At 64.4% G+C, this 25971-nt stretch carries 27 protein-coding genes; 21 read left to right on the plus strand and 6 right to left on the minus strand.

All coding sequences use genetic code 11. From position 1 onward, the window contains the following. Nucleotides 1-103: 103 nt before the first annotated feature. The 4 genes from AC0L3X_RS14100 to AC0L3X_RS14115 all read right to left on the minus strand — a co-directional run bounded on the left by AC0L3X_RS14100 (nt 104) and on the right by AC0L3X_RS14115 (nt 2874). Nucleotides 104-466 (minus strand): hypothetical protein, encoded by a 363-nt coding sequence (locus AC0L3X_RS14100; protein ID WP_063981083.1) that lies wholly within the window; start codon nt 464-466, stop codon nt 104-106. A gap of 428 nt (nt 467-894) precedes the next feature. Further along, nucleotides 895-1026 (minus strand): hypothetical protein, encoded by a 132-nt coding sequence (locus AC0L3X_RS14105; protein ID WP_473316476.1) that lies wholly within the window; start codon nt 1024-1026, stop codon nt 895-897. A 500-nt stretch (nt 1027-1526) separates the two neighbouring features. Next, nucleotides 1527-1955 (minus strand): hypothetical protein, encoded by a 429-nt coding sequence (locus tag AC0L3X_RS14110; RefSeq protein WP_371498094.1) that lies wholly within the window; start codon nt 1953-1955, stop codon nt 1527-1529. 130 nt (nt 1956-2085) lie between these two features. Next, complete coding sequence (locus tag AC0L3X_RS14115) at nt 2086-2874, minus strand: SDR family NAD(P)-dependent oxidoreductase (protein ID WP_063981085.1); 789 nt, start codon at nt 2872-2874, stop codon at nt 2086-2088. A gap of 90 nt (nt 2875-2964) precedes the next feature. Between AC0L3X_RS14115 and AC0L3X_RS14120 the strand changes: the two genes are divergently transcribed. Further along, complete coding sequence (locus AC0L3X_RS14120) at nt 2965-3342, plus strand: cupin domain-containing protein (RefSeq protein ID WP_063981086.1); 378 nt, start codon at nt 2965-2967, stop codon at nt 3340-3342. A 108-nt stretch (nt 3343-3450) separates the two neighbouring features. Here AC0L3X_RS14120 and AC0L3X_RS14125 read toward each other — a convergent pair whose 3' ends face one another. Beyond that, a complete protein-coding gene (locus tag AC0L3X_RS14125; RefSeq protein ID WP_063981087.1) occupies nt 3451-5118 on the minus strand; it encodes a methyl-accepting chemotaxis protein in 1668 nt (555 codons plus the stop codon). Nucleotides 5119-5437: 319 nt separating this feature from the next. Here AC0L3X_RS14125 and AC0L3X_RS14130 point away from each other — a divergent pair, with 319 nt between their 5' ends. The 10 genes from AC0L3X_RS14130 to AC0L3X_RS14175 all read left to right on the plus strand — a co-directional run bounded on the left by AC0L3X_RS14130 (nt 5438) and on the right by AC0L3X_RS14175 (nt 10715). Then, nucleotides 5438-5803: a nuclear transport factor 2 family protein gene (locus tag AC0L3X_RS14130; RefSeq protein WP_063981088.1), complete on the plus strand. Its 366-nt coding sequence runs from the start codon at nt 5438-5440 to the stop codon at nt 5801-5803. A gap of 166 nt (nt 5804-5969) precedes the next feature. Beyond that, complete coding sequence (locus tag AC0L3X_RS14135) at nt 5970-6374, plus strand: YciI family protein (RefSeq protein WP_028152208.1); 405 nt, start codon at nt 5970-5972, stop codon at nt 6372-6374. Nucleotides 6375-6439: 65 nt separating this feature from the next. Further along, nucleotides 6440-6802: a YciI family protein gene (locus AC0L3X_RS14140; protein ID WP_063981089.1), complete on the plus strand. Its 363-nt coding sequence runs from the start codon at nt 6440-6442 to the stop codon at nt 6800-6802. Nucleotides 6803-6974: 172 nt separating this feature from the next. After that, nucleotides 6975-7715 (plus strand): TetR/AcrR family transcriptional regulator, encoded by a 741-nt coding sequence (locus AC0L3X_RS14145; RefSeq protein WP_063981090.1) that lies wholly within the window; start codon nt 6975-6977, stop codon nt 7713-7715. Nucleotides 7716-7835: 120 nt separating this feature from the next. Next, nucleotides 7836-8321 carry a DUF2852 domain-containing protein gene (locus AC0L3X_RS14150; protein WP_028152211.1) on the plus strand — a complete coding sequence of 162 codons (486 nt, stop codon included), beginning with the start codon at nt 7836-7838 and terminating at the stop codon, nt 8319-8321. 200 nt (nt 8322-8521) lie between these two features. Further along, on the plus strand, nt 8522-8689 hold the full coding sequence (locus AC0L3X_RS14155; RefSeq protein ID WP_144030761.1) for a hypothetical protein: 168 nt from the start codon (nt 8522-8524) through the stop codon (nt 8687-8689). A 67-nt stretch (nt 8690-8756) separates the two neighbouring features. Then, nucleotides 8757-9014 carry a hypothetical protein gene (locus AC0L3X_RS14160; RefSeq protein WP_063981091.1) on the plus strand — a complete coding sequence of 86 codons (258 nt, stop codon included), beginning with the start codon at nt 8757-8759 and terminating at the stop codon, nt 9012-9014. Beyond that, nucleotides 9011-9148 carry a hypothetical protein gene (locus tag AC0L3X_RS14165; RefSeq protein ID WP_187387923.1) on the plus strand — a complete coding sequence of 46 codons (138 nt, stop codon included), beginning with the start codon at nt 9011-9013 and terminating at the stop codon, nt 9146-9148. The genes AC0L3X_RS14160 and AC0L3X_RS14165 overlap by 4 nt, the downstream gene beginning before the upstream one ends. A gap of 63 nt (nt 9149-9211) precedes the next feature. Beyond that, complete coding sequence (locus AC0L3X_RS14170) at nt 9212-9979, plus strand: serine acetyltransferase domain-containing protein (protein WP_063981092.1); 768 nt, start codon at nt 9212-9214, stop codon at nt 9977-9979. 25 nt (nt 9980-10004) lie between these two features. Then, entirely contained in the window at nt 10005-10715 is a 711-nt protein-coding gene (locus AC0L3X_RS14175) for an SDR family NAD(P)-dependent oxidoreductase (RefSeq protein WP_063981093.1), read from the plus strand. 214 nt (nt 10716-10929) lie between these two features. On the opposite strand, the gene ggt is transcribed toward AC0L3X_RS14175, so the two are convergent. Then, on the minus strand, nt 10930-12636 hold the full coding sequence (ggt, locus tag AC0L3X_RS14180; RefSeq protein WP_063981094.1) for a gamma-glutamyltransferase: 1707 nt from the start codon (nt 12634-12636) through the stop codon (nt 10930-10932). A gap of 745 nt (nt 12637-13381) precedes the next feature. Between ggt and tolQ the strand changes: the two genes are divergently transcribed. From tolQ to ftsH, 10 genes are all read left to right on the plus strand, one after another. Then, on the plus strand, nt 13382-14098 hold the full coding sequence (gene tolQ, locus AC0L3X_RS14185) for a protein TolQ (protein ID WP_014492404.1): 717 nt from the start codon (nt 13382-13384) through the stop codon (nt 14096-14098). Nucleotides 14099-14141: 43 nt separating this feature from the next. Continuing rightward, complete coding sequence (gene tolR / locus AC0L3X_RS14190; protein WP_028152217.1) at nt 14142-14591, plus strand: protein TolR; 450 nt, start codon at nt 14142-14144, stop codon at nt 14589-14591. A gap of 4 nt (nt 14592-14595) precedes the next feature. After that, nucleotides 14596-15552 (plus strand): protein TolA, encoded by a 957-nt coding sequence (locus AC0L3X_RS14195; RefSeq protein WP_084794964.1) that lies wholly within the window; start codon nt 14596-14598, stop codon nt 15550-15552. A gap of 41 nt (nt 15553-15593) precedes the next feature. Beyond that, nucleotides 15594-16937, plus strand: coding sequence for a Tol-Pal system beta propeller repeat protein TolB (gene tolB / locus AC0L3X_RS14200; protein WP_049807612.1), 1344 nt, complete (start codon nt 15594-15596; stop codon nt 16935-16937). A gap of 290 nt (nt 16938-17227) precedes the next feature. Continuing rightward, complete coding sequence (locus tag AC0L3X_RS14205; protein WP_063981095.1) at nt 17228-19561, plus strand: putative bifunctional diguanylate cyclase/phosphodiesterase; 2334 nt, start codon at nt 17228-17230, stop codon at nt 19559-19561. A gap of 196 nt (nt 19562-19757) precedes the next feature. Then, the gene (locus tag AC0L3X_RS14210) at nt 19758-20483 is read left to right on the plus strand and encodes an N-acyl amino acid synthase FeeM domain-containing protein (RefSeq protein WP_063981096.1); all 726 of its coding nucleotides are present in this window, start codon (nt 19758-19760) and stop codon (nt 20481-20483) included. A 293-nt stretch (nt 20484-20776) separates the two neighbouring features. Then, nucleotides 20777-21265 (plus strand): peptidoglycan-associated lipoprotein Pal, encoded by a 489-nt coding sequence (pal, locus tag AC0L3X_RS14215; RefSeq protein ID WP_028152222.1) that lies wholly within the window; start codon nt 20777-20779, stop codon nt 21263-21265. A 184-nt stretch (nt 21266-21449) separates the two neighbouring features. Then, nucleotides 21450-22490 (plus strand): tol-pal system protein YbgF, encoded by a 1041-nt coding sequence (gene ybgF / locus AC0L3X_RS14220; RefSeq protein ID WP_166344448.1) that lies wholly within the window; start codon nt 21450-21452, stop codon nt 22488-22490. Nucleotides 22491-22562: 72 nt separating this feature from the next. Beyond that, the gene (gene tilS / locus AC0L3X_RS14225; RefSeq protein WP_063981097.1) at nt 22563-23657 is read left to right on the plus strand and encodes a tRNA lysidine(34) synthetase TilS; all 1095 of its coding nucleotides are present in this window, start codon (nt 22563-22565) and stop codon (nt 23655-23657) included. 259 nt (nt 23658-23916) lie between these two features. After that, nucleotides 23917-25839, plus strand: a complete 1923-nt coding sequence (ftsH, locus tag AC0L3X_RS14230; protein WP_063981098.1) for an ATP-dependent zinc metalloprotease FtsH — start codon at nt 23917-23919, stop codon at nt 25837-25839. The last annotated feature ends 132 nt before the right edge of the window (nt 25840-25971 follow it).

The raw sequence follows: 25971 nt of genomic DNA on the forward strand, positions 1-25971 counted from the left end.
GCGCGTCGGCCTGACACGCCAAGCCGCGATCCCACTCCCGTTGTTACGGGAGTGGGTCACTCATGCCGTCGTCATGTCACACGGCTGATCGCCGCGTGCTCGTTCACCGGAGCGATCCGGTCGCGTCATCGCTTGGCGGCGGCGATTCAACGCAGCGAGGGCAGATCACGAGTTTCGTGCCAAGCTGCCTGTCGTTCTCCGCCTCGATTTCGTCATGGACCACCCACCACGCCTCGGAGAACGGGCGCAACGTGCCGAGCACTCTTTCCCGCTCCTGATTGGGATTGTCCTGCGCAGGCGCCGGGTTCGCGGCGCGCCGCTTTGTGACAGAGGAGCGGTGAGGGGCCTGGTTCGGATCCCGGCCGAGGCCGTCCCATGCGATCGGTCGGCGCTCCTGCGCCGGCGCCGCCGCGCATCCGAGGAGCGCTGCGCAAAAAGTGAGCAAGACGAAGCCGTGACGCAGCATGCCGGACCCTTGGTGCGGTACGCGACACGCAAACTCCGCATGCGGAGCCTTGCGTCGCGCCGGTTAAATGGAACCTAAGGGAAACGACGTGGCCGCCATGGCCCAATATGGAATCGTGCTGTCGCATCACATTGCGAGAGCAGTGAGGCCGCTTCGTGAAATCATGCGGATCGCATCGCACAACAACTGGCGAAATATTAGGCTGTAAACTCCACGACAGAATCGCTAATAATTTCTTCATAAATTCTACAAACTGGGGTGGGCGTAACTTGGGAAGGGAGCGACCGATGGCAGCGGCGCTACAAATCAATTTTGCACTTTGGGGCATGCTCATCTGCGCGACCTTGGAATTGGCGCAGACCATCCAGAGGCTCTACTAGGCCCGACGAAATGCGTGACCGGCGCAATTTCGCCGTCGCGCTTGCCTGCTAGCTCACCAGCAACGCGATGAGCGTGAAGCTGACGCTCGCGATCACGATCATCGAGAGGATGTAGTTGCGCGGCCGCGCCGTTCGCGCACGCGCGGTCTCCGCCGCTGCAGTGGCTCGCTCGCCTGCCATGCGAGCTCCGACGGCGCGAGCGCAGCCTCTGCGCCCGAGCCGATATATTTCACATAGAGCTCGAGCAGCCGCAGCTCGGACGGCAGGTCCATCAGACCCTCGCGGTGGCGCCGCGACAGCAATTCGAATTCGACGGTTTCCTGGGAGCTCAACTGGCCAAGGACAATGCGTCCTTGGTCCGACAGGCGGTAGTGAAAATCGATGGGCTGCACGGCCTGCGACCGGTTTGAAAATGTGTAATCTTGAAAAAGCGGAACCATCCTAGTCTGTGACCATTGCTGAGATTATGACGGCCCTGCAGCCATCGTGACCCGAGCGGCCTCAATCTGGACGGGGACCATCATAGACGGTCGGGAAAGGCCGCAAACCGCGTAAATTGGGCAGGCATTGCCAAGCGGTTGAGCGGATTTCGTGTCCGGATCGTCGGAATTTTGCAAAACTGCCTAATCGCCGGACAGCGGCGGATGCAACCGGTCACATCGCTGGCGGCCGCCTGTTGCTCAGCGGCAGCGCGGATAGATCGCCGCAAGGTCGCGGCCCTTCAGCAAAAGCAATCTGGACGAGAGGCCACCGTGCCGGCTGATCCAGTCGCGCACCGGGCCGGGATAGGCCTGCAGCACCGCGTCGGAGGCTTCGGGCTCGGCATAAAAACGCCCGCGCCGGTCGACCGAACGCGCCGCGTGGAAGCCGAGTACCGCGCGTTTGGTGACGCAGATGCGCTCGCCCGGCACGATGCTGAGCACCAGCGTGCAGGCGGACAGGCACGGACCGTCGATCACCACGCGCTCGCCGCTCTCGCGCACCTGCTCGAACAGGTCGAGGAACGGCCCGACCTGTCCGCCCGGCGACTGGATGATGCGGATTTCGGCCATGGCGGGGGTAGTGGTAAAGAGCGCAGATGCGAGCATCCAGGCACCCACAAAGAACATGCGTCGCATGGAGCACTCCACTAACTCGATCCCGTAGGGTGGGCAAAGCGTAGCGTGCCCACCAATGGCATCGCAAATCTGGAGGGAAGGTGGGCGCGGCGCTTGCGCGCCTTTGCCCACCCTACGACGTTCACCCGTTCCGCCGTTCGCCGCGCAGCGTCGGCAGGCCGATGCCAGCCGCATCGAAGCCGCCATCGACGGCCAAAATTTGGCCGGTGATGTAGCTCGATCGTTCCGAGCACAGGAAATAGATCGCTTCGGCGAGTTCCTCCTCCAGGCCGTAGCGGTTGAGCGGAATGGCGTCGTGATAGTCGGCGCGGATCTCCCTGCTGTGCACCTGCTTCGCCATCGCGGTGTCGACCGGCCCCGGCGCGACTGCGTTGACGCGGATGTTGAGCGAGGCGAGCTCGACCGCGAGCTGCTTGGTCAGGTGCGCAAGGCCCGCCTTGCTGGTGCCATAGGCCGAACGCAGGGTCGAGGCGCGCACCGCCGAGATCGAGGTGACGTTGACGATGGCGCCGCCGCCTTGCTCGCGCATCAGCGGCGCGGCCGCCTTGGTGCACAGGAACGGGCCGGTGAGATTGACCGCCATGATCCTGTTCCAGTCGGCGTCGCTGGTCTCCAGCACTGGCGCGAACACGGCGACGCCGGCGTTGTTGACGAGAGCATCGAGCCGACCGAAGCGGCTCATGACCGCCGCCATTGCAGCTCCTACGGCGGTTGCGTCGGACACGTCGCAGGTGATTGCCAGTGTGTTATCGGGATTCTTCAGGGCCGCCGTCGCGCCCGCCTGCAGCTCCCCCTCGATATCGAGCAGCGCGACGCGCCACCCTTCGGCCAGGAATTTCTTGGCCGTCGCCAGCCCGATGCCTCGCGCGGCTCCGGTGACGAGGGCGACGTTTTGTGGGGCCTGCGGCATTTGCTAATCTGTCCTGTGTTCGAAAGGGGGCGCGCACGAGCGCCGGCTCCTTTTACTTCGCTTTCGTCCCGGCAAGAAGGGCTCCAGGCCATGCTCATCGATCCCAGCACGATCCCGCTCGAGGAATGGCGGCCAGGTGTGAAGACCCGCATGGTCACATCCGCGCGCAACGGCGCGACCGCGCTCTGCATCTTCGAGCAATGGGTCGATCCCGGCGCCGGCGCGCCGACGCACAGCCACACGGTCGAGGAGGTGCTGACCGTGCGGGCGGGCGAGGCGGAGATGTGGATCGAAGCCCGGCGGATCACGGTGACGGCCGGACAGGTGCTGCTGGTTCCCGCCGGCCGCAAGCACGGTTTCCGTAATTCGGGAGCGACCATGCTGCATGTGCATGCGGTGTTGGCCTCGCCGGTCTTCGAGATGCTGCCGGAAGGGGCGAGTGAAGCGACGCGACGCTGGGAGCGGTAGGATAAGAGCGTCGGTCTCTCTCTCTCTCTCTCTCTCTCCGTCACCCCTGAGGTGGCCGCTTCTTCAGCGGCCCTCGAAGGATGACGGGGATCGTGATAAAGCGAGAGCTTACGCCAGTTCCGCGGATGCGCGCTGCATGTTCGACGACATGTCGGAGGTCACGATGCTCTGCTCCTCGACTGCGGCCGCGGTGGAGGCGATGAACTCGTTGACGCCGGCGATCGCGGCCTTGATCGCGGTGAGCGAGCTCGCAACGTCGCCCGAGATGGTGTTCAGCGCGTCGATTTCGGAGGTAATCGTGTCGGTGGCCTGCTTGGCCTGGCTGGCGAGGTTCTTCACCTCGGAGGCGACCACGGCAAAGCCGCGGCCCGCTTCGCCTGCCCGCGCCGATTCGATCGTGGCGTTGAGCGCAAGCAGGTTGATCTGACTGGTGATGCCCGAAATCATCTCGACGATGCCGCTCATGGCCTGGGCCGCTGCAGTCAACTTCTGGGCCTGACCGTCCGCGGACTCGACCCTGGTGGTCGCGACCTTGGAGGTCTCGCGCGATTTCGCCATGGTCTCGGAGATCTCGCGGATCGAGGCGCTCATCTGCTCGCTGCCGGCCGCGACCGCCTCGATCAGCCCGCGCGCATTGTCGGCCTTCTTGCGGCCGATCGCCTGCGCGGTGATGTCGGTGGCGTATTTCACCACCTTGTAGGGTTTTCCGTTGAGATCCAGAATCGGATTGTAGGACGCCTGGATCCAGATCTCGCGGCCGCCCTTGGCGATCCGCTTGTATTCGGCGGCCTGGTATTCGCCGCGGTTGAGCGTCTCCCAGAAATGGCGGTAGGCCGCCGAATTCTTCTCGTTCGGCTCGACGAACATGGAATGGTGCCGGCCCTTGATCTCGGCCAGCGAATAGCCCACCGCCTTGAGAAAATTCTCGTTGGCGGTTCGGATCGTGCCGTCCATGTTGAACTCGATCACCGCCTGCGACTTCTGGATCGCGGCGAGCTGGCCGTCATTGTCGGCGGCCTTCATCTTCTGCGCGGTGATGTCGGTTGCGAACTTCACCACTTTGAACGGCTTGCCGGTCTCGTCGAGGATCGGGTTGTAGGTCGCGAGAATCCAGATCTCCTTAGCCCCCTTGCCGAGCCGCTTGTACTCGGCCGCCTCGAACTCGCCGCGGTTCAGCCTGGCCCAGAACGCGGTATAGGCCGAGCTCGCGCGGTCCTCGGGCGTCACGAACATGCTGTGATGCTTGCCCCTGATCTCGTCGAGCGAATAGCCCATCGCGCCCAGGAAGTTCTCGTTGGCGGTGACGATGGTGCCGTCCATGTTGAACTCGATCACGGCCTGCGCGCGGTTGATCGCGGCGATCTTGCCGGAGTCTTCCATGGTCTTGATCTTGTACGCCGTGATGTCGGTGGCGAACTTGATGAAGCTGACCACCTTGCCGTTCTTGTCCAGCAGCGGGGCGTAGGAGGCATGAACCCAGACTTCCTTGCCGTTCTTGCCGAAGCGCTTGTATTGCGTGGTCTGGAATTCGCCGCGGTTCAGGCTGGCCCAGAAGTCGCGGTAGCGGGCGCTCTCGCGTTCGGCCGGGCTGACGAAGATGCTGTGATGCTTGCCCTTGATCTCGGCGAGCGAATAGCCGCTCATTTTCAGAAGGTTCTCGTTGGCATCGAGGATGGTGCCGTCGAGATCGAATTCGATGACGGCCTGCGAGCGATCGAGGGCGTCGACTTCTGCGAGCGCGTGCTGGATCCTGGCCTTGCTGTTGAAATTGAACACTTGAAGGTCCCCGGAATGGTTCAACTATGCGTCGGCCCAGCTGCAATTGGCCTTCCCGAAAAAGTTGCATGCACGCGTTGATCAACTGTAAACCCTTGCAGCAAGCTGCGCGGTCTCCGTAGTTCCGCGTGCGCCGGCCATGTTGTTCTACGCGCGAAGATTCTCGTCCTATAAGCACGGCGGTGGACATAGTCGGTCCGTAATCGTACGGACCCGCCTCGCGATATTTTCGCATGGTCTCTGTTGAAATTCGGCACGCAATGTCGGGGCACGCGTTCGTGCATCGTCTTCAAGAGGATCTTCTCTGCGGAGACCATCAATGCCTGACGACCGCGAGCGCCTGATTCGAGACCTCTTCGCAGCCTATCTCGGCAACGACCGGCAACGGGTCGCCGACGCATTGGCCGATGATTTCCGCTTCACCAGTCCGTTCGACGACGACATCGACAAGGCGGCCTATTTCGAGCGCTGCTGGCGGGACACCGGCTGGATCGCGCGACACGACATCGAGCGGATTTTCGTCCGGGGCGACGAGGCCTTCGTCACCTATCTCTGTCTGGCGAAAGATGGCAGGAGCTTTCGCAACACGGAGTTCTTCGCCTTTGCCGGTGGCAAGGTCAGCCGCATCGACGTCTATTTCGGCGCGGCCCGGAAGGATGGGCGTTTTCTGCCGCAGCCGCGCTAGCGGCCGGCGCAATGACCTCCGGAATAATTTTCATCACCTTGTCGGTTCCGTAAAGGTTGGTTCGTCTTAGAAGTAAGGGTGGGCGGCCCGGGCCGCCGCTCCCGTCCTTCCGGGGGTGGCGCCGCGCCGCGCAAACCCGAAACGACAAAGCAAGCAAGGACTGCTCATGCGATTCATGATGCTGATGATTCCGCTCGGCTACGAGACCGCGCCGCCGGACGTGCAACTCGATCCCGAACGCGTCGCCGCGATGATGCGCTACAACGAGGCGCTGAAGGATGCCGGCGTGCTGATCACGCTCGACGGCCTTCACCCGCCGTCGATGGGCGCGCGCGTCTCGTTCGCGACCGGCGAGCCCATCGTGACCGACGGTCCCTTCGCCGAAGCCAAGGAAGTCCTTGGCGGCTACTGGATGATCGAGGTTGCCTCGCGCGAGGAGGCGATCGCCTGGGCGAAGAAGTGCCCGGCTTCCGCCAATGAAGTCATCGAGATCCGGCAGGTGCAGGAGATGGCCGACTTTCCGCCGGAGGTGCAGGCAGCCGCCGCCGGCTTCGACGATCTGAAGACGTAGCCGAGACGGCCGCGGATCAACTCGCGGCTCGTCAATCCATCATCCATCAACAAAGGAGAGTACCAATGAGCACCGATACCTATCTCGCCGTTTTCCTCGGCAGCAAGACCAGCCCGCAATGGGCCGCATGGAACGCGATGTCCGAGACCGCGCGGAAGGCGAAGGAGCAGGAGGGCATGGCGGCCTGGAAAGGCTGGGTCGAGAAGCATCAGGGCGCGATCCAGGCCATGGGCGGCCCTCTCGGCAAGACCAAGAAGGTCGACGGCAAGGGCGTCGCCGACATCGCCAACGAGATGGGCGCCTTCACCGTGGTCCGCGCTGCGTCCCATGAGGCCGCAGCCAAGATGTTCGAGAACCACCCGCACTTCGCGATCTTCCCCGGCGAACGCGTCGAGATCATGCCGGTGCTGCCGATCCCCGGCGGCTAGGCCGTGTCATTCCGGGGGTGCGCACACGCGCGAACCCGGAAATCTCGAGATTCCGGGTTCGGCTCGTCGAGCAGCCCCGGGTCGAGCCGCCCCCGGAATGACGAGTTGGCCGGTTAATCAAATCCGGCCTGCGCTAGTGACTTCACGCCCGGCTCATGTAAAAGCTGTTCACATGAGCTGGCGTAAGGACCAGGGCCGCACCGAGCGCGGCTATCACCACGGCAATCTGAAGGAAGCCCTGTTGCAGGCTGCCCTCGGGCTGATCGCCGAGAAGGGCGCGGCCGGCTTCACCTTTGCCGATGCCGCGCGCATGGCCGGCGTCAGCGCGGCGGCGCCTTACCGGCATTTCCGCGACCGCGAGGAGTTGCTGTCCTCGATCGCGCAGCGCGGCTTCGAGCAGTTCGAGCAGCGCCTGACCGCGGCCTGGGACGACGGGCGCCCGGATACGGTCACGGCGTTCGAGCGCGTCGGCAAGGCCTATCTCGCCTTTGCCCGCGAGGAGCCTGCCTTCTACAACGCGATGTTCGAATCAGGCGTGCCGGTCGATTCAAATCCGGCCCTGCAGGCCGCCAGTGAACGCGCCTTCAACATCATTCGCGCCGCCGCCGAACGGCTTGCGGCGCTGGCGCCGCCCGGCACGCCGCGGCCACCGGCCATGATGATGGCGCTGCACATCTGGTCGATGGCCCACGGCGTGGCCTCGCTGTTCTCGCGTGGCGACGCCGCGCGGCGAAAACTGCCGATGTCGCCGGATGACCTGCTCGAAGCCGAGGTGCTGATCTATCTGCGCGGCCTCGGCTTCCCGACCGACCGCCGTCCGCCGGCACGAAGCGCCGAGCCGCCGCCGGTGCCACCGGAGGCATCCTCCGGTTCTGGCCTGCCGCCCGGCGGCCCCTGGGGCAAGCCGAAATAAAATTGCGCAAATAATTCGGCGACCCTGTCAGGCGGCCGGCTTGACAAAATCGCGGGATGGTCTAGCTATGTAAATGTTATTTACATTCACAACGGCGCTGGTGCCGTGATGGAGATGGAAATGGCCTACACCGCTGATGTCAATCGATGGCGCGGTTCCTCTGACGAACGCTATGAGCGCCCCCACATGCTCGATACGCCCTGGCATCCCGGCTGGATCGCCGTGACCATCCTCGGCTTCATCATCTGGTGGCCGATCGGACTTGCCCTTCTCTTTTTCACACTCGGGAGCAGAAAAATGGGTTGCTGGAGCCACCAGGATCGCTGGCAGAACAAGATGGAGCGGATGCAGTACAAGATGGACCGCATGCGCGGCCGCATGGAGCGCCGTGGTTTCGGCTTCGGCTTCGGCCCGCCCTCGAGCGGCAACCGTGCCTTCGACGAATACCGCACCGAGACGCTGCAGCGGCTCGAGGAAGAGCAGGTCGAGTTCAGGAACTTCCTCGACCGTCTGCGTCACGCCAAGGACAAGGAAGAGTTCGACCAGTTCATGGCGCAGCACAAGACGCGCCCGACCCCGCCGCCGACCGACCAGCCGCAGGGCTGATCTAAATAGGCTGATCCGGGGTCTGCCTCTCAAAGCCTTCAGGCGCATGCCCCCAAAGTCCTGATGGCCCCGAGCCGCCCGCCTGCGCAACCCGCAGGCGGGTGGTTTGGTTTTTGGGGACCCGAACCAACCGCCGAGGATCCGACACCAAGACTTGCGCGTGCCACCTCAATCCGCCGCGCTGCTGGACGACACGCATCATGGACCTCTACACCCGCCTGCTGCTTGCCGTGACCGCCCTGGCGGTGCTGGGCTACATCGGCTTGGTCTATGGCAGCTGCGCGTCCGATCCCGATTGCCATTTTCGCCTCTGCGCCGGCGGGCGTGCGTTCTGCGGCGTTGATCACGTACATGTGCAGGATCGGTAGAACCCGATCCGCACCACGCCCGACCAAGCCCTGACGGCGCATCTCCCGCGCGCTGACGGGTACGACCATGACCAACGCCGAACGCAAAAAGATCAGCCATAGCATCGCGCTCCTTGAGCGCGCCTCGGCGCTGTTCGACCGGTTCGGAAACACCGTGCCGGTGGCGATCGCGTTCCTCAATGGATGGCAGACGGAAGTCCAGCTCTATCCGCAGTGGCAGCTCGGCGAATCCTGGCGGTTCTTTCTCAGCCTTTATCTCTATTGGTTCGCCTCGTTCGCACTCAGCCGCGCGGTCTCGTTTGCAAAGGGGAGCATCGCCCCATGATCCTGCTCCGCGATGTCGCGCTCTTCGTCCTGCCGGTGCTCATCGCGGCGGGCGGCTGGCTCTACGCGCTCAGCCTGCGCAAGCGGGCCCGGCCCGGTCTTGAGGGCGAAAGCAAGCGCGTCCCGGCGGCGTGACTGGCGCCCCGACCCGGACCGCCTATATTCGCCTTCACAAGAGTGGGCGGACCGGAGGCGACAATGGCGGAAGCTGCGATCACGGCGAGCGACGGCCTCTGGCGACAGATCCGCAGCGAGGCGCAGCGCGCGGCTGATGCAGACCCCGTGTTCGGCAAGGCCCTTGCGAGTGCCATTCTCGCTCACGATGATTTTGCCGCCGCTTTGGCCGATTTGATCGGGCAGCGGCTCGGCAGCGGCTCCACCGGGCGCACGCGCTTCACGTCCTGTTCCCGCGACGCCTTTCAAGGCGAGCCAGAGCTGATCGAAACCGCCAGCCGGGATTTGCAGGCCATCGCATTGCGCGATCCCGCCATCACCGACCTGCTGCCGCCGCTGCTGCATTACAAGGGCTACGTCGCGCTGCAAGCCTGGCGCGTCTCGAACTGGCTCTGGCGTCATGACCATCGCGACGCGGCGCTGCTGTTTCAGAACGAGGCGTCCAACCTGCTGCAGATCAGCATTCATCCGGCCGCATCCATTGGATCGTCCGTCTATCTCGACCACGCCACCGGCATCGTGATTGGTGCGAATGTGGTGATCGGTGACGAGGTCACCATCCTCCAGAGCGTCAGCATCGGCCGTCGCGGTGAATTGCCGACGCGCTCGCCGCGTATCGGCCGCGGCGTCTACATCGGTGGCGGCGCGACCATTCTCGGTGACATCAATATCGGTGAATTCGCCAAGATCGGCGCCGGTGCTGTTGTGACCGGTGACGTGCCCGCCGGCTGCACCGCGATCGGCAATCCCGCGCGATTGACCAATTGCCCCGAGCCCGCCTCGGCGGCCTGACCCTATCAACCTTCGGAGAGTTGCAATGAAGACGGCAATCGTGATCGGCGTTGGACCGGACCGCGGGGTCGGGGCCCGGCTTTGCAAGCGTTTTGCGGCCGATGGGCTCAAGGTGATCGTCGCGGGCCGGACGCTGTCTGCCTTGCAGGCCGTTGTAGACGACATCACGAAGGCGGGCGGCGCAGCCGTGCCCTTCGTTGCCGATGCGACCAGGGAGGGGGACATCGTCGCGCTGTTCGATGCCGCCGGCGACAACCTCGACCTCGCCATCTACAACGCCGGCAACAACACGCCCGGCAAGATCATCGAGATGGACGCCGACTATTTCGAGAATGCCTGGCGCGTGGTCTGCTTCGGCGGCTTCCTGTTCGGCCGCGAGGCGGTGCGGCGGATGGTGCCGAAGAAGACCGGCACGCTGCTGTTCACGGGCGCCAGTGCCTCGCTGCGCGGACGCTCCGGCTACGGCGCCTTCAACTCGTCCAAGGCCGGCCTGCGCACGCTGGCGCAGGCGATGGCCAAGGAATACGCGAGCGACGGCATCCATGTCGGCCATGTCGTGGTCGACGGCGCGATCGCCGGCGACAAGATCTTTTCACGATTCCCGGATGCGGCCGGCCGCGAGGACAGCCTGATCGACATCGATGGCATCGTCGATGCCTTCGCCTTCCTCTATCGCCAGCCCGAGCGCGCCTGGTCGTTCGAGCTCGACGTGCGGACCTCGAAGGAGAAGTGGTAGAGGGGCGGCCCTCGACCATTTCTACCGCCGTCATTGCCCGCGAAGGCGGGCAATCCAGTATTCCAGAGACAGCATTGAGATGCGGAGGAGCCGCAGTGTACTGGATACCCCGCTTGACGCCTACGCTAAAGCTTCGGCGCCCCTGGACCGCAGCCCCGGCGAAGCCTTGGCGTAGCCGGGTCGCGGGGTATGACAGTCGTAAGGGTGGCGTAGATCAATACCCCGCCGCCAGCCCACTGTTGCGGCGTGGATCGTTCGCACCGTAGTAACGATTATTGCCGACTTGCTCGCCGTTCAGTGACGGCGCGCCCACGATGATGACCGCCAAATGGTTCGCCGGTTGCGGCGGCCCGAATTTGTGCCCCATCCCTTCTAGAATCTTCTGCGTGTCCGGCGACAGCGCATAGTTCTCCACGTTGGTCATATCAGGCAGCCATTGCTGGTGGATGCGTGGCATGTCGACGGCCTCCTGCGCGTTCATGCCGTAGTCGATCGCATTGATCATGGTCTGCAACACGGCGGTGATGATGCGGCTGCCGCCGGGCGTGCCTACCACCATGACGGTCTTGCCGTCCTTGGTGACGATGGTCGGGCTCATCGAGGACAGTGGACGCTTGCCGGGAGCAATCGCGTTGGCCTCACCCTGCACCAGGCCATACAGGTTCGGCACCCCGACCTTGGCCGTGAAGTCGTCCATCTCGTCGTTCAGCAGCACGCCGGTCTTGGCCGCCGTCACCTTGGCGCCGAACCAATCGTTCAGCGTGTACGTCACCGATACCGCGTTGCCGTCCTTGTCCGCGATTGAATAGTGCGTGGTGTTGCTGCCCTCGTGCGGCGCGACGCCCGGCTTGATGTCCTTGGAGATTGCGGCCTTGTTCGGATCGATCACGGCGCGGATCTTGGTCGCGTAATTCTTGTCGAGCAGGCGGTCGAGCGGATTCTTCACGAAATCCGGATCGCCGAGATAGCTGTTGCGGTCCACGTAGGCATGCCGCATGGCCTCGATCTGCACGTGCACGGCCTGCGCGGAATGGTAGCCCAGCTCCTTCAGAGGATAGCCCTCCAGGATATTCAGGATCTCGCAGATGACGACGCCGCCCGAGCTCGGTGGCGGCGCGGAAATCACGTGATAGCCGCGATAGTCGCATTCGACAGGCGCGAGCTCGCGCGTCTTGTAGCCGTCGAGGTCGTCCTGCGTCAGGAGGCCCTTGCCGGCCTGGCTCGATGCCACGATGGCGCTGCCGACCCAGCCCTTGTAGAAGCCGTCGGTGCCCTTGCTGCTGATCTCGCGCAGGGTTTTCGCCAGTTCGGATTGCAGCAGTCGATCGCCCACGCCGAACGGCTGGCCGTTGTTGAGGAAGATCGCGCTCGATGCTGGATCGTCCTTGAAATCGTCGGTTGCCGTGCGCAGCAGGTCGATGTCGCCCTGGTCGAGTACAAATCCCTGTTCGGCGAACTGGATCGCGGGAGCGAGCAGGTCGGCGCGCTTCATGGTGCCGTATTTTTCGCGCGCATATTCCATGCCCGAGACGGAGCCTGGCACACCCACAGCCAGATGTCCCTTGGTCGAGATGCCCTTGATGACGTTGCCATCCTTGTCGAGATACATATTGGCCGTCGCCGCCTTGGGCGCGGTCTCGCGGAAATCGAGGAAGGTCTTGCGGCCGTCGGCGAGCTGGATCGTCATGAAGCCGCCACCACCGAGATTGCCGGCGGCCGGATAGACGACGGCCAAGGCATAACCGACGGCCACAGCGGCATCGACGGCATTGCCGCCGCGCTTCAGCACATCGACGCCCACCTGGGTCGCCAGATGCTGCGCGGACACCACCATGCCGTTTTGCGCGGCGACCGGTGCGACCGACGCCGCGCGCGCGGCGCCGAACGTGACGAGGCTGACCGATATGATCGCGGCGGCCATCCACCGCACATTGGTTTGTGGTTTCGGCACTGGACGCTCCTCAGGCTGGGCCGGTGATGCCGGCACGTTGTTGTCCGCGAGCGCAGCCTATCAGCTCGTGCCCGCCGTGAGATGCGAGATGGAGCATGTGGTCGTGGTGTAGCTGTGGCGCACGCTAAGCTCCCTGCGATTTCGGGCTGGGCAGGGGAGGAGGTTCCAGAAGGGGCGTCCGTTGTGCCCGGTGTCATAGCGCCACGAGTCCGACTGCGCTCCCTCCCCCTTGGGGGGAGGGGGGGCAGAGGGGTAACCCAGGAAAAGTGCTCGTTGCGTGCGTCCGATTTCATCACGGTGGGAGCCCCCGTGTGGTACCCCTCTCCCTAGCCCTCCCCGCAAGGGGGGAGGGAACCGACCTCGCCAGTGGACCCGGCTCCGATCCGTCGCCGCCATGTCCCGCGGCAAAGCGGCCAACCGCCTGCGCTGCCTACCTTTCCGGCAGCCAAATTCGGCCGTGGTAACCGCACGTTAACCATCGGCGGGCTCTGTAATTGCGGACAGTCGTGCCCGGAGCCGTGCTCGAGGCCCATAGTTTTGACATCTTGGCAGGGAATGCAGGCGGCCGGCTTTGGACGAGCCCCTGTACCCCAGAAAGACAAGGCTTTGAGCGGGCTTGCCGGCCGCGCCGGTGCTAGCGCGGCTGTTGGGGAACCGGCAGCCATTTGCTGGCCGGAGAGGTCAGGGAAATGATCGCCTTGAGAGGATACTGCTTATGAATCCGGCCGACGTGGCTCAGTCAGCCCTTCCGGTTGCCGCTTCCGCGGACGTGTCGCTGATTGCGCTGTTCTGGCAGGCTCACTGGATCGTGAAAGCGGTGATGCTGGGGCTTCTCGCCTGCTCGGTCTGGGTCTGGGCCATCGCGATCGACAAGATCTTTCTTTACGCGCGCACCCGCCGCTCGATGGACCGGTTCGAGCAGGCCTTCTGGTCCGGCGAGTCGATCGAGGAGCTTTATCGCACGCTCTCGGCCAAGCCGACGCATTCCATGGCGGCCTGCTTCGTCGCCGCCATGCGCGAGTGGAAGCGCTCGTTCGAGAGCCACGCCCGCTCGGTCGCGGGCCTTCAGATGCGCATCGACAAGGTGATGAACGTCTCGATCGCGCGCGAGGTCGAGCGGCTGGAACGCCGGCTGCTGGTGCTCGCCACCGTCGGCTCCGCCGGCCCCTTTGTCGGCCTGTTCGGCACGGTCTGGGGCATCATGTCGAGCTTCCAGTCGATCGCGGCGTCGAAAAATACCTCCCTGGCGGTGGTCGCGCCGGGCATCGCCGAAGCGCTGTTTGCGACCGCCGTCGGCCTTATCGCCGCCATTCCTGCCACTATTTTCTACAATAAGTTCACTTCCGAGGTGAACCGGCAGGCCCAGCGGCTCGAAGGTTTCGCCGATGAATTTTCCGCCATTCTGTCGCGTCAGATCGACGAGCGGGGCTGACGGACGGCATGTATAGTGTGAGGGGCAATTTGGGCACTCGATCATGGCGATGAACGTAGCTAGTTCGTCCGGAGGCGGCGGGCGTCGTGGCCGGCGCAAGCCCGTCGTGGCCGAGATCAACGTCACGCCGATGGTGGACGTGATGTTGGTGCTGCTCATCATCTTCATGGTGTCGGCTCCGATGTTGACGGTCGGTGTGCCGCTCGACCTGCCGCAGACCCAGGCCAAGAGCCTCGAAAACAACGACCAGAAGCCAATCCAGATGTCGGTCGACATCAAGGGCAAGGTCTTCATCAACGACGCCGAGATCGCGATCAACGAGTTGATCCCGAAGCTGAAGGCGATCACGGACGCGCGCGGCGGGCTCGAGGAGCGCATCTATCTTCGCGCGGACAAGAAGGCGGATTACGGAACGGTGGCCAAGGTCATGGGCCTGTTGTCCGGCGCGGGCTTCAAGAAGCTGGCGCTCGTGACCGAGGCGGATCAGGGGTAAACCGGTGAAGGTGAACGTCGACAAGACACTCGTTGCGTCGATTGCCCTCCACGTCCTCGTGCTTGGATGGGGACTGGTCACCTTTAGCAGCAAGGCCTTTGTCGCGGAAGAGTCGCTTCCGATCGACATCATCTCCACCGATCAGCTTGCGCAGATGATGTCGGGGCAGAAGACCGGCAAGAAGGAAGAGCCGAAGCCCAAGGTCGAGAAGATCGCCGAGGCCAAGCCCGAGGAAGAAGCGGTCGGCAAGGTCACCGAGAAGAAAGAGCTGATCAAGACCAACTCGACGCCCGAGCCGCCGCCGAAACCCGTCGAGAAGCCGGTCGAGAAGAAGCCCGAGCCGCCCAAGCCCGTCGCCGAGGCCAAGCCCAAAGAAGAGCCGAAGCCGCAGGAAAAGAAGCCTGATCCGGCGAAGGAAGATCCGATCGCCGAGCTCCAGAAGAAACTGGAGACCAAGAAGCCTCCGCCGAAGCCCGTCGAGCAGAAGGTCGCGGCGGTGCAGCCGCAGCAGCAACCGAAGCCCAAGGAGCGCAGCTTCGATCCCGCGCAGATCCAGCGCGACCTCGACAAGCGCGCGGCGACCCGGCACGAGCTCTCCGGCGCGGCGCTGAATGCATCGGCTGCGCTGGGATCGACGACCGGGACTGCTGCCAACAACGTTGCGACGTGGGGAGGCGCGTTCACGAATGCGGTCCGGCGCTGCTTCACGCCCACCTATAACGGGCAAGACGCCGAGCAATACGAGGCTGACATCGATATCCCGATGAAAATCGACGGCTCGCTTGCGTCCGAGCCGGTTATCGTCGCGGTTCGCGGCCCGTCTCGGTCGATTGCTCAGGCGGTGGCGGAGAGCGCCAAGCGCGCCATCGTGCAGTGTCAGGTCTATTCGTTCCTGCCGAAGCAGCAGTATGACACCTGGAAGACCATTCCAATGCGCTTCGGCCTGAAAGATATGTTGTGACATCCGAACAAAAGAATTTTGCGATGAATGACGTCCTATCGATGAACCGCCGCCGCTTCATGACGCTGACAGGATCGGCGCTCGCGACGCTCGGGGGCGGACATGCCCTGGCCCAGGGCCAAAAGCGGCTCGAACTCAATCCAACGGAGTTTCGGCCGATCCCGATCGCGATCTCCAACTTCGTGCCGGGCTCGCCCGCCGACGGCGACGTCAGCAACGGCGTCACCCAGGTCATCACCAACAATCTGAAGCGGTCGGGCCTGTTCGCACCGATCGACCAGGCCGCTTTCATCGAGCGCATCAGCAACATCGACGTCGCGCCGCAATTCCAGAACTGGAAGACCATCAACGCCCAGGCCCTCGTCACCGGCCGCATGACGCGGGGGCAGGACGGAAGGCTCAAGGCGGAATTCCGCCTGTGGGACGTCATCACGGGCCAGCAGCTTGCGGGCCAGCAATATTTCACCTCGCCGGAATATTGGCGCCGTATCGCCCACATCATCTCCGACCAGATCTATGAGCAGATGACCGGCGAAAAGGGCTATTTCGACAGCCGCGTGGTGTTCGTAGACGAGACCGGTCCAAAGGAGCGTCGCGTCAAGCGGCTCGCGATGATGGACCAGGACGGTGCCAATGTGCGCTATCTGACCCGCGGCTCCGACCTCGTGCTGACGCCGCGCTTCTCGCCGAACTCGCAAGAGATCACCTACATGGAGTTCGGCCAGGGCGATCCGAAGGTCTATCTCTTCAACATCGAGACCGGCCAGCGCGAGATCGTCGGCAATTTCCCCGGCATGACCTTCGCGCCGCGCTTCTCGCCGGACGGCCAGCGCGTCATCATGAGCCTGCAGCAGGGCGGCAATTCGAACCTGTTCGTGATGGATCTGCGCTCGCGCTCGACCACGCGCCTCACCGACACGCCGGCGATCGACACCTCTCCGTCCTACTCACCCGACGGCACCCGCATCTGCTTCGAATCCGATCGCGGCGGCAGGTCGCAGATCTATGTGATGGCCGCGGGCGGCGGACAGGCGCAGCGCATCTCCTTCTCCAAGGACGACACCAACGCCACCTATTCGACGCCGGTGTGGTCGCCGCGTGGCGATTACATCGCCTTCACCAGGCAGGGCGGCGGGCAGTTCTCGATCGGCGTCATGAAGCCGGACGGCTCCGGCGAGCGTCTGCTCACCTCGGGCTATCACAACGAAGGGCCGACCTTCTCGCCGAACGGCCGCGTGCTGATGTTCTTCCGCGATCCCGGCGGCAGCGGCGGGCCGTCGCTGTTCTCCGTCGACATCTCCGGCCGCAACGAGCTCAAGGTGCCGACGCCGGGCTTCGCCTCCGACCCGGCATGGTCGCCGCTGCTGTCCTCGACACCCGGCTAGAGCGCTTGCGAGCGAAGCGGATACAGGTTCGCGTGAAACATCGGGGCTAAGACATTGCGCGTTCAGACGCGCGATGTTTTCGAAAAAACATGCCGATTTTTTCGGGGTTTGGTGCAGGACGCAAGCTTTCCTTCACCTTGTGCCCGGCAACGCTTGCCTAGTTGCTTGATATTTCAGCGGAAACATGTTCGCTATTGCCGAAAAACAACTCGACTTTAACGATGTTCCCTCAGAAAGGCTTCATCAGGTCTGGGTAAAAGTACGCGCCAAACAGGACGCGTAACAAGCCGATGCAGCTGGCCGACCAGAAGCAGAGCGATCGAGACGAGCTGGAGCCGATACTCTACGCCGCTCTCATCAACTCTATGGTGCAGAATTTCTGGGCGATCTTCCTGGGCTCGGCCTCCGCGGCCGTGGCCGCGGTCATGACTGCGCTGAAGACAGGCGATGCCTGGCTGTGGCCGCTCGCATTTCTGCTGATCGCGATCGGCACCGCGCGCGCGTTCCAGATGCGCGGATACGAAAACCGCACGCACCCACTGTCGTTCGAGGAAGCCAAGCACCTGGAGCCGCGCTACTGGCTCGGCGCGCTCAGCTATGCGGCGGTGCTCGGCCTGTGGTCCTTCGTCGTCATCTACAACAATGACGATCCGATTGCCGACATGCTCTGTGTCGCCATCGGCATCGGCTACACCGCGGGCGGCGCCGCCCGCAATTACGGCCAGCCCCGGGTGATCCAGTGGCACGTCGCGCTCGCCTGCGCACCGATGTCGCTCGCGCTGCTGCTGCATGGCGGCTTCTACCACATCGGGCTCGCCGTCCTGCTCGTGTTCTTCTTCGTCGGGCTGAAGAACATCAATCTCAGCCTGCATGCGATCTTCGTCAAGGCGCTGACCTCGAGCTTTCGTGAGTCCGCGCTGGCAAGCCAGTTCGACACCGCGCTCAACAACATGCCGCATGGCCTGTGCATGTTTCGCGCCGACGGCCGCCTTGCGGTGATGAACCATCGCTTCGGCGAGCTGATGGCGTTGCCCGAAGATCTGGTCAAGCGTGGCGCCACCGCTGCCGACATCGTATCGGCCTGTATCGCCGCCGGCTCCATCTCGGCGGAGAGCGGCAAGCAGATCCTGGCCGAGATCGAGCATGCGCGGATCTGCGAGATCGTCACCACCGACCCGGATTCCTCGCGCGGCCGCGCGCTCGCCTGGACGTTCCAGCCGATGACTGGCGGCGGCACGGTGCTGCTGCTGGAAGACATCACCGAGCGTACCAACGCGGAAGCCCGGATCACCCATCTCGCCCGCTATGACGAGCTCACGGCGCTGCCCAACCGGGTCTCGTTCCGCGACGAGATCGAACGGCTGCTGGCGATCTCGCACGACGCCGAGCGTCTCTCCGCGCTGCTGTTCGTCGATCTCGACCAGTTCAAGCAGGTCAACGACACGCTCGGCCATCCCTGCGGCGACCAGCTCCTGTGCGCGGTTGCCAACCGCCTGCGCGAGATGCTGCGTCCCGAGGATTTCGTCGCCCGCTTTGGCGGCGACGAGTTCGTCGTGTTCCAGCAGAACATCAGCTCGGCCGAGGATGCCGCGAGCCTCGCCCGCCGCATCGTCGAACGCCTGAGCGAGCGTTATCGCATCGACAATCACCTGGTTGAGATCGGCGCCAGCGTCGGCATCGCGCTGACCTCGCCGGACGGCGACGTCAGGGCCGACACGCTGCTCAAGAACGCCGACATGGCGCTCTATCGCGCCAAGGCCGACGGCCGCGGCACCTTCTGCTTCTTCCGCGACGAGATGGCGGCCACCGTCGAGGCCCGCCGCATTCTCGAGCTCGACCTGCGCAAGGCGCTGGCCAACGAGGAATTCGAGCTGTTCTACCAGCCGCTGGTCAATCTGAAGTCCGGCAAGATCACCACCTGCGAGGCGCTGCTGCGCTGGAATCATCCGGTACGCGGCACGGTCTCGCCGGTCGACATCATCCCGGTCGCCGAGGACATGGGGCTGATCGTCGATCTCGGCCGCTGGATCCTGCGCCGCGCCTGCATGGAATGCATGAAGTGGCCCGACGGCGTCAGCGTCGCCGTCAACTTCTCGCCGCAGCAATTCCACCAGCGCGACGTGCTCAGCGAAATCCGCTACGCGCTCGAGGTCTCGGGGCTGCCGGCCCATCGGCTGGAGATCGAGATCACGGAGTCCTCGCTGCTTCGTAACACCCAGCTCACCCACGACACGCTGTCGCAACTGCATGCGCTCGGCGTGCGCATCTCGCTCGACGATTTCGGCACCGGCTATTCCAGCCTCAGCTATCTGCACAATTTCCCGATGCAGAAGGTGAAGATCGACCGCTCCTTCCTCGAGGGCATCGACACCGACCGGCCGCTGACGCTGCTGCGTGGCGTGGCGCGGCTGTCGGCCGACCTCGGCATGGCCGTGGTGGTCGAGGGCATCGAGACCAACGAGCAGCTCGAGCTGATCAGCGCAGACGGCACCGTCTCCGAGGCGCAAGGCTATCTGTTCAGCCGTCCGGTGCCCGCCGTGCGGATGCGCCAGCTCCTCAACGCCTCGCATGGACGGCGCGGCGAGGGCCTGCTCCAGGTTGTCAGCTCACGCTCCTTCGCCTGATTCCACATCCAGAAATTGCACGTCGTTTCAGACAGTTGCTGAACCGACCGTAGTGCTACGGGGGTTAACCCTATCGCGTCGATTGCTTTGCATCGTCGTTAAGGAGGTGTTAATAAATCGTCACGCGCGCGCAAGTTGTTCAGCGGCAAATGGCCCAGGTTCGCGTGGTGTTGTTGGTGGTGGGTAAGGAGTTCGAATGCAGTCCTCAGCCAGATCTGTCATTTCGGCTGTTGGACGGGGAGCGGAGCTTCTGACCGACGTCGACTATCATCTCGCGGCGACGGACGCGGAGAAGGAGCAAATCTACAACCTCCGCTACCGCGCCTATCTGCGCGAGGGTGCCGTCAGGGAATCCGCGGAAGCCCGCGTCACCGACCGCTACGACGAGCTGCCGAACGCGTGGACCTTCGGCGTCTATCTCCGTGGCCAGCTCTGCAGCTCCGTGCGCATCAGCGTGCTGACTTCGGAATGGCGCGAGTCCACCTCGGCCGACGTCTTCCCCGACATCCTGCTGCCGCGGCTCGATCGCGGCGAGGTCATGATCGACCCGACCCGCTTTGTCGCCGATCCCGACCAGGTGAAGCGGGTTCCGGAATTGCCCTATCTGACGACCCGGCTCGCCTACATGGCGTGCGAGCACTTCAATGCCGATCTCGGCCTCGCCATCGTGCGTCCCGAGCATCAGGCCTTCTACCGGCGGGTGTTCCTGCACGAGACGATCGCCGAGCCCCGCCTGGTGCCGGGTCTCACCAAGCCCTTCGGACTGATGGCGGCGGATTTCCCGACCTTCCGGAAGAAGGTGTTCGAGCGCTATCCGATCATGCGCTCCACCGCGTTCGAGCGGCGGATGCTGTTTGGGCGCGGCGGGCAGCGCGAGATCCCGCAGCGGTCGTCACTGGTGCCGGAAGCCGCTCACGTCTGATTGCCTGCCGTCACCGCCTCGAGCCGCCGCGCGCCTTTCGGCCGGGGCTCCGTTCATCCCCATCATCGTCCGAGCCCAAAATTCCAGCAAAAGCCTGCACTTTTGCCGGTTGCTGCAGGTTGCTTCACCCTCGCGCCACATTTAGAACCCATTAACCATGACGGTTGCTTTTCGCGGTTTGGGGGCATTTGACCGGCTGAAGCAAGGTTCCATCAAGGTTGACGGAACGTTCGCTTAACCAACCCCCTGTAGACCGGACAGCAGTGGACGAACGTGAGCGTGGAGGCTCCGGAATGAAATACCCTATGCGTATCCTCCAGGGATTGAAGCTGGCTGCGGTGGTTGCGATCGCGCTGTCGATGGGCGCATGCGCGAACAAGAACGCAGCGACGGATGCGATGGCCAATGCTGCGACGCCTGGCAGCCAGCAGGATTTCGTCGTTAACGTGGGCGACCGCGTGTTCTTCGAGAGCGACCAGACCGATCTGACGCCGCAGGCGATCGTGACCCTGGAGAAGCAGGCGCAGTGGCTCCAGAACTATCGGCAGTACAGCTTCACCATCGAGGGGCATGCCGACGAGCGCGGCACCCGCGAATACAACATCGCACTCGGCGCCCGCCGCGCCCAGTCGGTGCGTTCGTTCCTCGCCTCGCGCGGCATCGATCCGAACCGCATGCGCACGATCTCCTACGGCAAGGAGCGGCCGGTCGCCGTCTGTAACGATATTTCCTGCTGGTCGCAGAACCGTCGCGCCGTCACCGTGCTGAACGCGAGCTCCTGACGATCAGTCAGGCGCCGTTCATCTTCAGGAACCGATTATGCCGGCGCCCTCTCGGGCGCCGGTTTTGTTTCAGCCATCTGTGACCGAAACCCCGTGGTGCCAGTCACATTTTTGGCGTACTGCCTTTCAATGTGTGGCGCGTCGCATGTTCCGTCGCAGATTTCGTTTTCGTCGTCAGGGCAAGATGTCATCCAGATCCAAGGTCTTTACCGGCACCGTGGCGATCGCCGCGCTGTTCTCTTTGTGCTCGCCTGCACTGGCGCAGTCGGACGATGACCCCGAGATGCGGATCGAGCGGTTGGAGAACCAGCTGCGCCAGCTCACCGGCCAGAACGAGGAGCTGCAATATCGCAACCGCCAGCTCGAAGAGCGGCTGCGGGCGCTCGAGGGCGGCGCGCAAGCCGCGCCCGGACAGGTGCCGGTCCAGCCCTCGGTCGCAGCCGTACCGCCTGCGCAGTCCGCGCCGGCCTATCGCCAGCAGCAACAGGCTCAGCCGAATTACGAGCAGCCGCAGATCGCTGCTCCCGCGCCGATCGTTCAGGAGCAGCCGGCGCCCGGTGCGCCGGGCGTGCGCCGCCGCGGTGATTCCTTCGATCCGAACCAGAACCCGAATGCGCCCGGCGCGCCGCGCGCGCTTGGTGGCGGGCAGCAGCCGATGCCGGCAGGCGCCCCTGGCGGCGCGCCCGGCGGGCGCGCTGCCGGCGAGCCGCTCGATCTCGCCAACACCAGCCCGCGCTACCAGCAAGGCGTGCCGCCGGCAGCCCAGCCCGGCTATCCGCCGGCACAATCGGGCTATCCAGCGCCATCGGGCGGCACCGGCCTGACGACCCTGCCGCCCTCGGCAACGCCGCGCGACGAGTTCGACCTCGGCATCGGCTACATGCAGCGCAAGGACTATGCGCTCGCCGAGCAGACCATGAAGAATTTTGCGCAGAAACATCCGAGCGATCCGCTGCTCGGCGACGCGCAATACTGGCTCGGCGAAAGCTATTTCCAGCGCCAGCAATATCGCGACTCCGCGGAAGCCTTCCTCGCCGTCACCACCAAATACGACAAATCCGCCAAGGCGCCGGATGCCCTGCTGCGGCTCGGCCAGTCGCTGGCCGCGCTGAAGGAGAAAGAGGCCGCCTGCGCCGCCTTCGGCGAGGTCGGCCGCAAATATCCGCGCGCCTCCGCCGGCGTCAAATCCGCCGTCGATCGCGAGCAGAAGCGGGTGAAGTGCTGACGCGTGGTGTTTGCGCCCTGACAATGCGGATGGCGCCGCGCTAAATAGTCTGGTGATTGCCTGGGCAGCGTCATGTCGGACGACGACAACTCACCGATCTCGGCGCGCGCGGCGAAGCAACTCTTCGCCGAGCTCAGAAGTGCGCCGGCGCTGGTGCTCGCGGTCTCCGGCGGACCTGACTCGGTCGCGCTGATGTGGCTCGCCGCGCGCTGGAAGCGCGGCTTGGCACGCGGTCCGCAATTGACCGTCGTCACCGTCGATCACGGCCTGCGCCCGGAGGCGGCGCGCGAGGCGCGCGAGGTCAAGCGGCTTGCGGCCGAACTCGGGCTGGCACACCGGACCCTGCGCTGGCGTGGCGCGAAGCCGAACACGGGACTGCCTGCCGCTGCACGCGAAGCCCGCTACCGCCTGCTTGCACAGGCCGCGCGAAACGCCGGCGCGAGCCATGTGCTGACCGCCCACACCCGCGACGATCAGGCCGAGACCCTGTTGATGCGCCTTGTCCGCGGCAGCGGGCTTGCCGGGCTGTCGGCAATGACGCGCCTCACGGAGCGCGACGGCGTCGTGCTGGTGCGTCCGCTGCTCGATGTCCCGAAGTCGCAGCTGATCGCGACCTTGAGGCGGGCGAAGATCGGATTTGCCGATGATCCCACCAATCGCGACACCGCCTTCACCCGGCCGCGGCTGCGCGCGCTGCTGCCGCAACTCGCGGCCGAGGGGGGCGACAGCCGGAGCCTGGCGCGGCTCGCAGGCAGGCTGGCGCGCGCCAATGCGGCGGTCGACGTGCTGGTCGATGGCGCCGAACGCTTCCTTCAGCTTCGGGCGCGCGGCGATGCGCCGCAGGCGGGCGGTCGCAGCTTCGAGGCCTCGGCATTCGCCAATCTGCCGGAGGAGGTCCGGCTGCGGCTCCTGCTGCGGGCCGTCAATGCCCTCGGTCATGAGGGGCCGGCGGAACTCGGCAAGGTCGAGACTCTCCTGGCCGCGCTCGATCAGGCCATGGCTGCAAGTTTGGCTGAAAGCCCCCGCGCAGCCGCAAATGGCCGGCCGTTCCTGAAGCAGACCCTTGCGGGAGCCTTGATCAGCCTTGCCGGGGGGCGTATCCACATCGCACCGGCGCCGGCCCGGCGGTCCAAGGGACGGACGAGGGCGGATCAGGGCGGATCATGACACCGGCCGTTTCCGCCGCGCGCCGTCAGGACACCTTAACCAGGCAGGAAAAACCCCGGGCAGATCGCCATTATTTCAGCGGGAATCGCTCTAAGATGGGATAAATAGTCCCATCTCGTTCCCTTGGCAGCGACCGGGGCGGCACCTAAATTGTATCCGTCTAACCAAGAGGATTCCTTGGGGATTTCCTCGCACTGACAAAGTAACTGCTACCGCCCAAGGATCAGGCCGCGATCCGCGCGACCATGAAGGAAGATCGATGAACGCCAATCTGCGCAATTTCGCCCTCTGGGTCATCATTGTCTTGCTGCTGTTGGCGTTGTTCACGCTCTTCCAGAATCCGGGTCAGCGCGCCTCATCGCAGGACATCGCCTTCTCCCAGCTCTTGAGCGAAGTTGACCGCGGCAATGTGCGCGATGTCGTGATCCAGGGGCCGGATATCCACGGCACCTTCACCAATGGCTCAAGCTTCCAGACCTATGCGCCGAACGATCCGACGCTGGTGAAGCGCCTCTATGACAGCAAGGTCCAGATCACCGCGAAGCCGCCCGGCGACAACGTGCCGTGGTTCGTCTCGCTGCTGGTCTCCTGGCTGCCCTTCATCGCGCTGATCGGCGTGTGGATCTTCCTGTCGCGGCAGATGCAGGGCGGCGCCGGCAAGGCGATGGGCTTCGGCAAGTCGCGCGCCAAGATGCTGACCGAGGCCCATGGCCGCGTCACCTTCGAGGACGTCGCCGGCGTCGACGAAGCCAAGCAGGACCTGCAGGAGATCGTCGAATTCCTCCGCGACCCCGGCAAATTCCAGCGCCTCGGCGGCCGTATTCCGCGCGGCGTGCTGCTGGTGGGCCCTCCCGGCACCGGTAAGACCCTGATCGCGCGTGCGGTCGCGGGCGAAGCCAACGTGCCGTTCTTCACCATCTCGGGTTCCGACTTCGTCGAAATGTTCGTCGGCGTCGGCGCCTCCCGTGTCCGCGACATGTTCGAGCAGGCCAAGAAGAACGCGCCCTGCATCATCTTCATCGACGAAATCGACGCGGTCGGCCGTCACCGTGGCGCCGGTCTCGGCGGCGGCAATGACGAGCGCGAGCAGACGCTGAACCAGTTGCTGGTCGAGATGGACGGCTTCGAGGCCAACGAGGGCGTGATCCTGATCGCGGCGACGAACCGTCCCGACGTGCTCGATCCCGCGCTGCTGCGTCCGGGCCGCTTCGACCGTCAGGTCGTGGTGCCCAATCCCGACGTCGTCGGCCGCGAGCAGATCCTCAAGGTTCACGTCCGCAAGGTGCCGCTGGCGCCGGATATCAACCTCAAGACCATCGCGCGCGGCACGCCCGGTTTTTCCGGCGCCGACCTGATGAACCTCGTCAACGAAGCCGCCCTGACCGCCGCCCGCCGCAACAAGCGGATGGTGACCCAGGCCGAGTTCGAAGAGGCCAAGGACAAGGTGATGATGGGCGCCGAGCGCAAGTCGCTCGTCATGACCGAGGAAGAGAAGCTGCTGACGGCCTATCACGAGGGCGGCCACGCCATCGTCGGCCTCAACGTCGTCGCGACCGATCCGATCCACAAGGCGACCATCATTCCGCGCGGCCGCGCGCTGGGCATGGTGATGCAGCTGCCTGAGCGCGACAAGCTGTCGATGTCGCTGGAGCAGATGACCTCGCGCCTCGCCATCATGATGGGTGGCCGCGTCGCCGAAGAGCTGATCTTCGGCCGTGAGAAGGTGACCTCGGGTGCATCCTCCGACATCGAGCAGGCGACGCGTCTGGCCCGCATGATGGTTACGCGCTGGGGCCTCTCGGAGGCGCTCGGCACCGTGTCCTATGGCGAAAACCAGGACGAGGTGTTCCTGGGCATGTCGGTCTCGCGCACCCAGAACGCATCGGAGGCGACGGTCCAGAAGATCGACACCGAGATCCGGCGTTTCGTGGAAGAGGGCTACAACGAAGCGACCCGCATTCTCACCGAGAAGCGTGCCGACCTCGAAGCTCTCGCCAAGGGCCTGCTCGAGTTCGAGACGCTCTCCGGCGACGAGATCATCGACCTGCTCAAGGGCAAGAAGCCGAACCGCGAGTCCGTGCTCGAGCCGGCTACGCCGCGCGCCTCCGCCGTGCCCCCGGCCGGCAAGTCGCGGCCGCGGCCCGATCCGGATCCCGGCCTGGAGCCTCAGCCGCAGGCGTAATCGAGAGGCGCAGATCGAATTGAAAAACGCGGCGGAAACGCCGCGTTTTTTGTTGGCCGATGTTGATGCAGTTGCGCTTCAGACTGCGGTCTCGTGCCCCGGACGCAGCGCAGCGCCCCTTCGGCGGTGCGC

It is taken from the genome of Bradyrhizobium sp. MI1.7 (genome assembly GCF_055811795.1).

Bases quoted from the DNA above. Each gene is read 5' to 3' on its own strand.
- AC0L3X_RS14100 (WP_063981083.1), bottom strand. From the start codon at position 466: ATGCTGCGTCACGGCTTCGTCTTGCTCACTTTTTGCGCAGCGCTCCTC.
- AC0L3X_RS14105 (WP_473316476.1), bottom strand. From the start codon at position 1,026: ATGGCAGGCGAGCGAGCCACTGCAGCGGCGGAGACCGCGCGTGCGCGA.
- AC0L3X_RS14110 (WP_371498094.1), bottom strand. From the start codon at position 1,955: ATGTTCTTTGTGGGTGCCTGGATGCTCGCATCTGCGCTCTTTACCACT.
- AC0L3X_RS14115 (WP_063981085.1), bottom strand. From the start codon at position 2,874: ATGCCGCAGGCCCCACAAAACGTCGCCCTCGTCACCGGAGCCGCGCGA.
- AC0L3X_RS14120 (WP_063981086.1), top strand. From the start codon at position 2,965: ATGCTCATCGATCCCAGCACGATCCCGCTCGAGGAATGGCGGCCAGGT.
- AC0L3X_RS14130 (WP_063981088.1), top strand. From the start codon at position 5,438: ATGCCTGACGACCGCGAGCGCCTGATTCGAGACCTCTTCGCAGCCTAT.
- AC0L3X_RS14135 (WP_028152208.1), top strand. From the start codon at position 5,970: ATGCGATTCATGATGCTGATGATTCCGCTCGGCTACGAGACCGCGCCG.
- AC0L3X_RS14140 (WP_063981089.1), top strand. From the start codon at position 6,440: ATGAGCACCGATACCTATCTCGCCGTTTTCCTCGGCAGCAAGACCAGC.
- AC0L3X_RS14145 (WP_063981090.1), top strand. From the start codon at position 6,975: ATGAGCTGGCGTAAGGACCAGGGCCGCACCGAGCGCGGCTATCACCAC.
- AC0L3X_RS14150 (WP_028152211.1), top strand. From the start codon at position 7,836: ATGGCCTACACCGCTGATGTCAATCGATGGCGCGGTTCCTCTGACGAA.
- AC0L3X_RS14155 (WP_144030761.1), top strand. From the start codon at position 8,522: ATGGACCTCTACACCCGCCTGCTGCTTGCCGTGACCGCCCTGGCGGTG.
- AC0L3X_RS14160 (WP_063981091.1), top strand. From the start codon at position 8,757: ATGACCAACGCCGAACGCAAAAAGATCAGCCATAGCATCGCGCTCCTT.
- AC0L3X_RS14165 (WP_187387923.1), top strand. From the start codon at position 9,011: ATGATCCTGCTCCGCGATGTCGCGCTCTTCGTCCTGCCGGTGCTCATC.
- AC0L3X_RS14170 (WP_063981092.1), top strand. From the start codon at position 9,212: ATGGCGGAAGCTGCGATCACGGCGAGCGACGGCCTCTGGCGACAGATC.
- AC0L3X_RS14175 (WP_063981093.1), top strand. From the start codon at position 10,005: ATGAAGACGGCAATCGTGATCGGCGTTGGACCGGACCGCGGGGTCGGG.
- ggt (WP_063981094.1), bottom strand. From the start codon at position 12,636: ATGGCCGCCGCGATCATATCGGTCAGCCTCGTCACGTTCGGCGCCGCG.
- tolQ (WP_014492404.1), top strand. From the start codon at position 13,382: ATGAATCCGGCCGACGTGGCTCAGTCAGCCCTTCCGGTTGCCGCTTCC.
- tolR (WP_028152217.1), top strand. From the start codon at position 14,142: ATGGCGATGAACGTAGCTAGTTCGTCCGGAGGCGGCGGGCGTCGTGGC.
- tolB (WP_049807612.1), top strand. From the start codon at position 15,594: ATGAACCGCCGCCGCTTCATGACGCTGACAGGATCGGCGCTCGCGACG.
- AC0L3X_RS14205 (WP_063981095.1), top strand. From the start codon at position 17,228: ATGCAGCTGGCCGACCAGAAGCAGAGCGATCGAGACGAGCTGGAGCCG.
- AC0L3X_RS14210 (WP_063981096.1), top strand. From the start codon at position 19,758: ATGCAGTCCTCAGCCAGATCTGTCATTTCGGCTGTTGGACGGGGAGCG.
- pal (WP_028152222.1), top strand. From the start codon at position 20,777: ATGAAATACCCTATGCGTATCCTCCAGGGATTGAAGCTGGCTGCGGTG.
- ybgF (WP_166344448.1), top strand. From the start codon at position 21,450: ATGTCATCCAGATCCAAGGTCTTTACCGGCACCGTGGCGATCGCCGCG.
- tilS (WP_063981097.1), top strand. From the start codon at position 22,563: ATGTCGGACGACGACAACTCACCGATCTCGGCGCGCGCGGCGAAGCAA.
- ftsH (WP_063981098.1), top strand. From the start codon at position 23,917: ATGAACGCCAATCTGCGCAATTTCGCCCTCTGGGTCATCATTGTCTTG.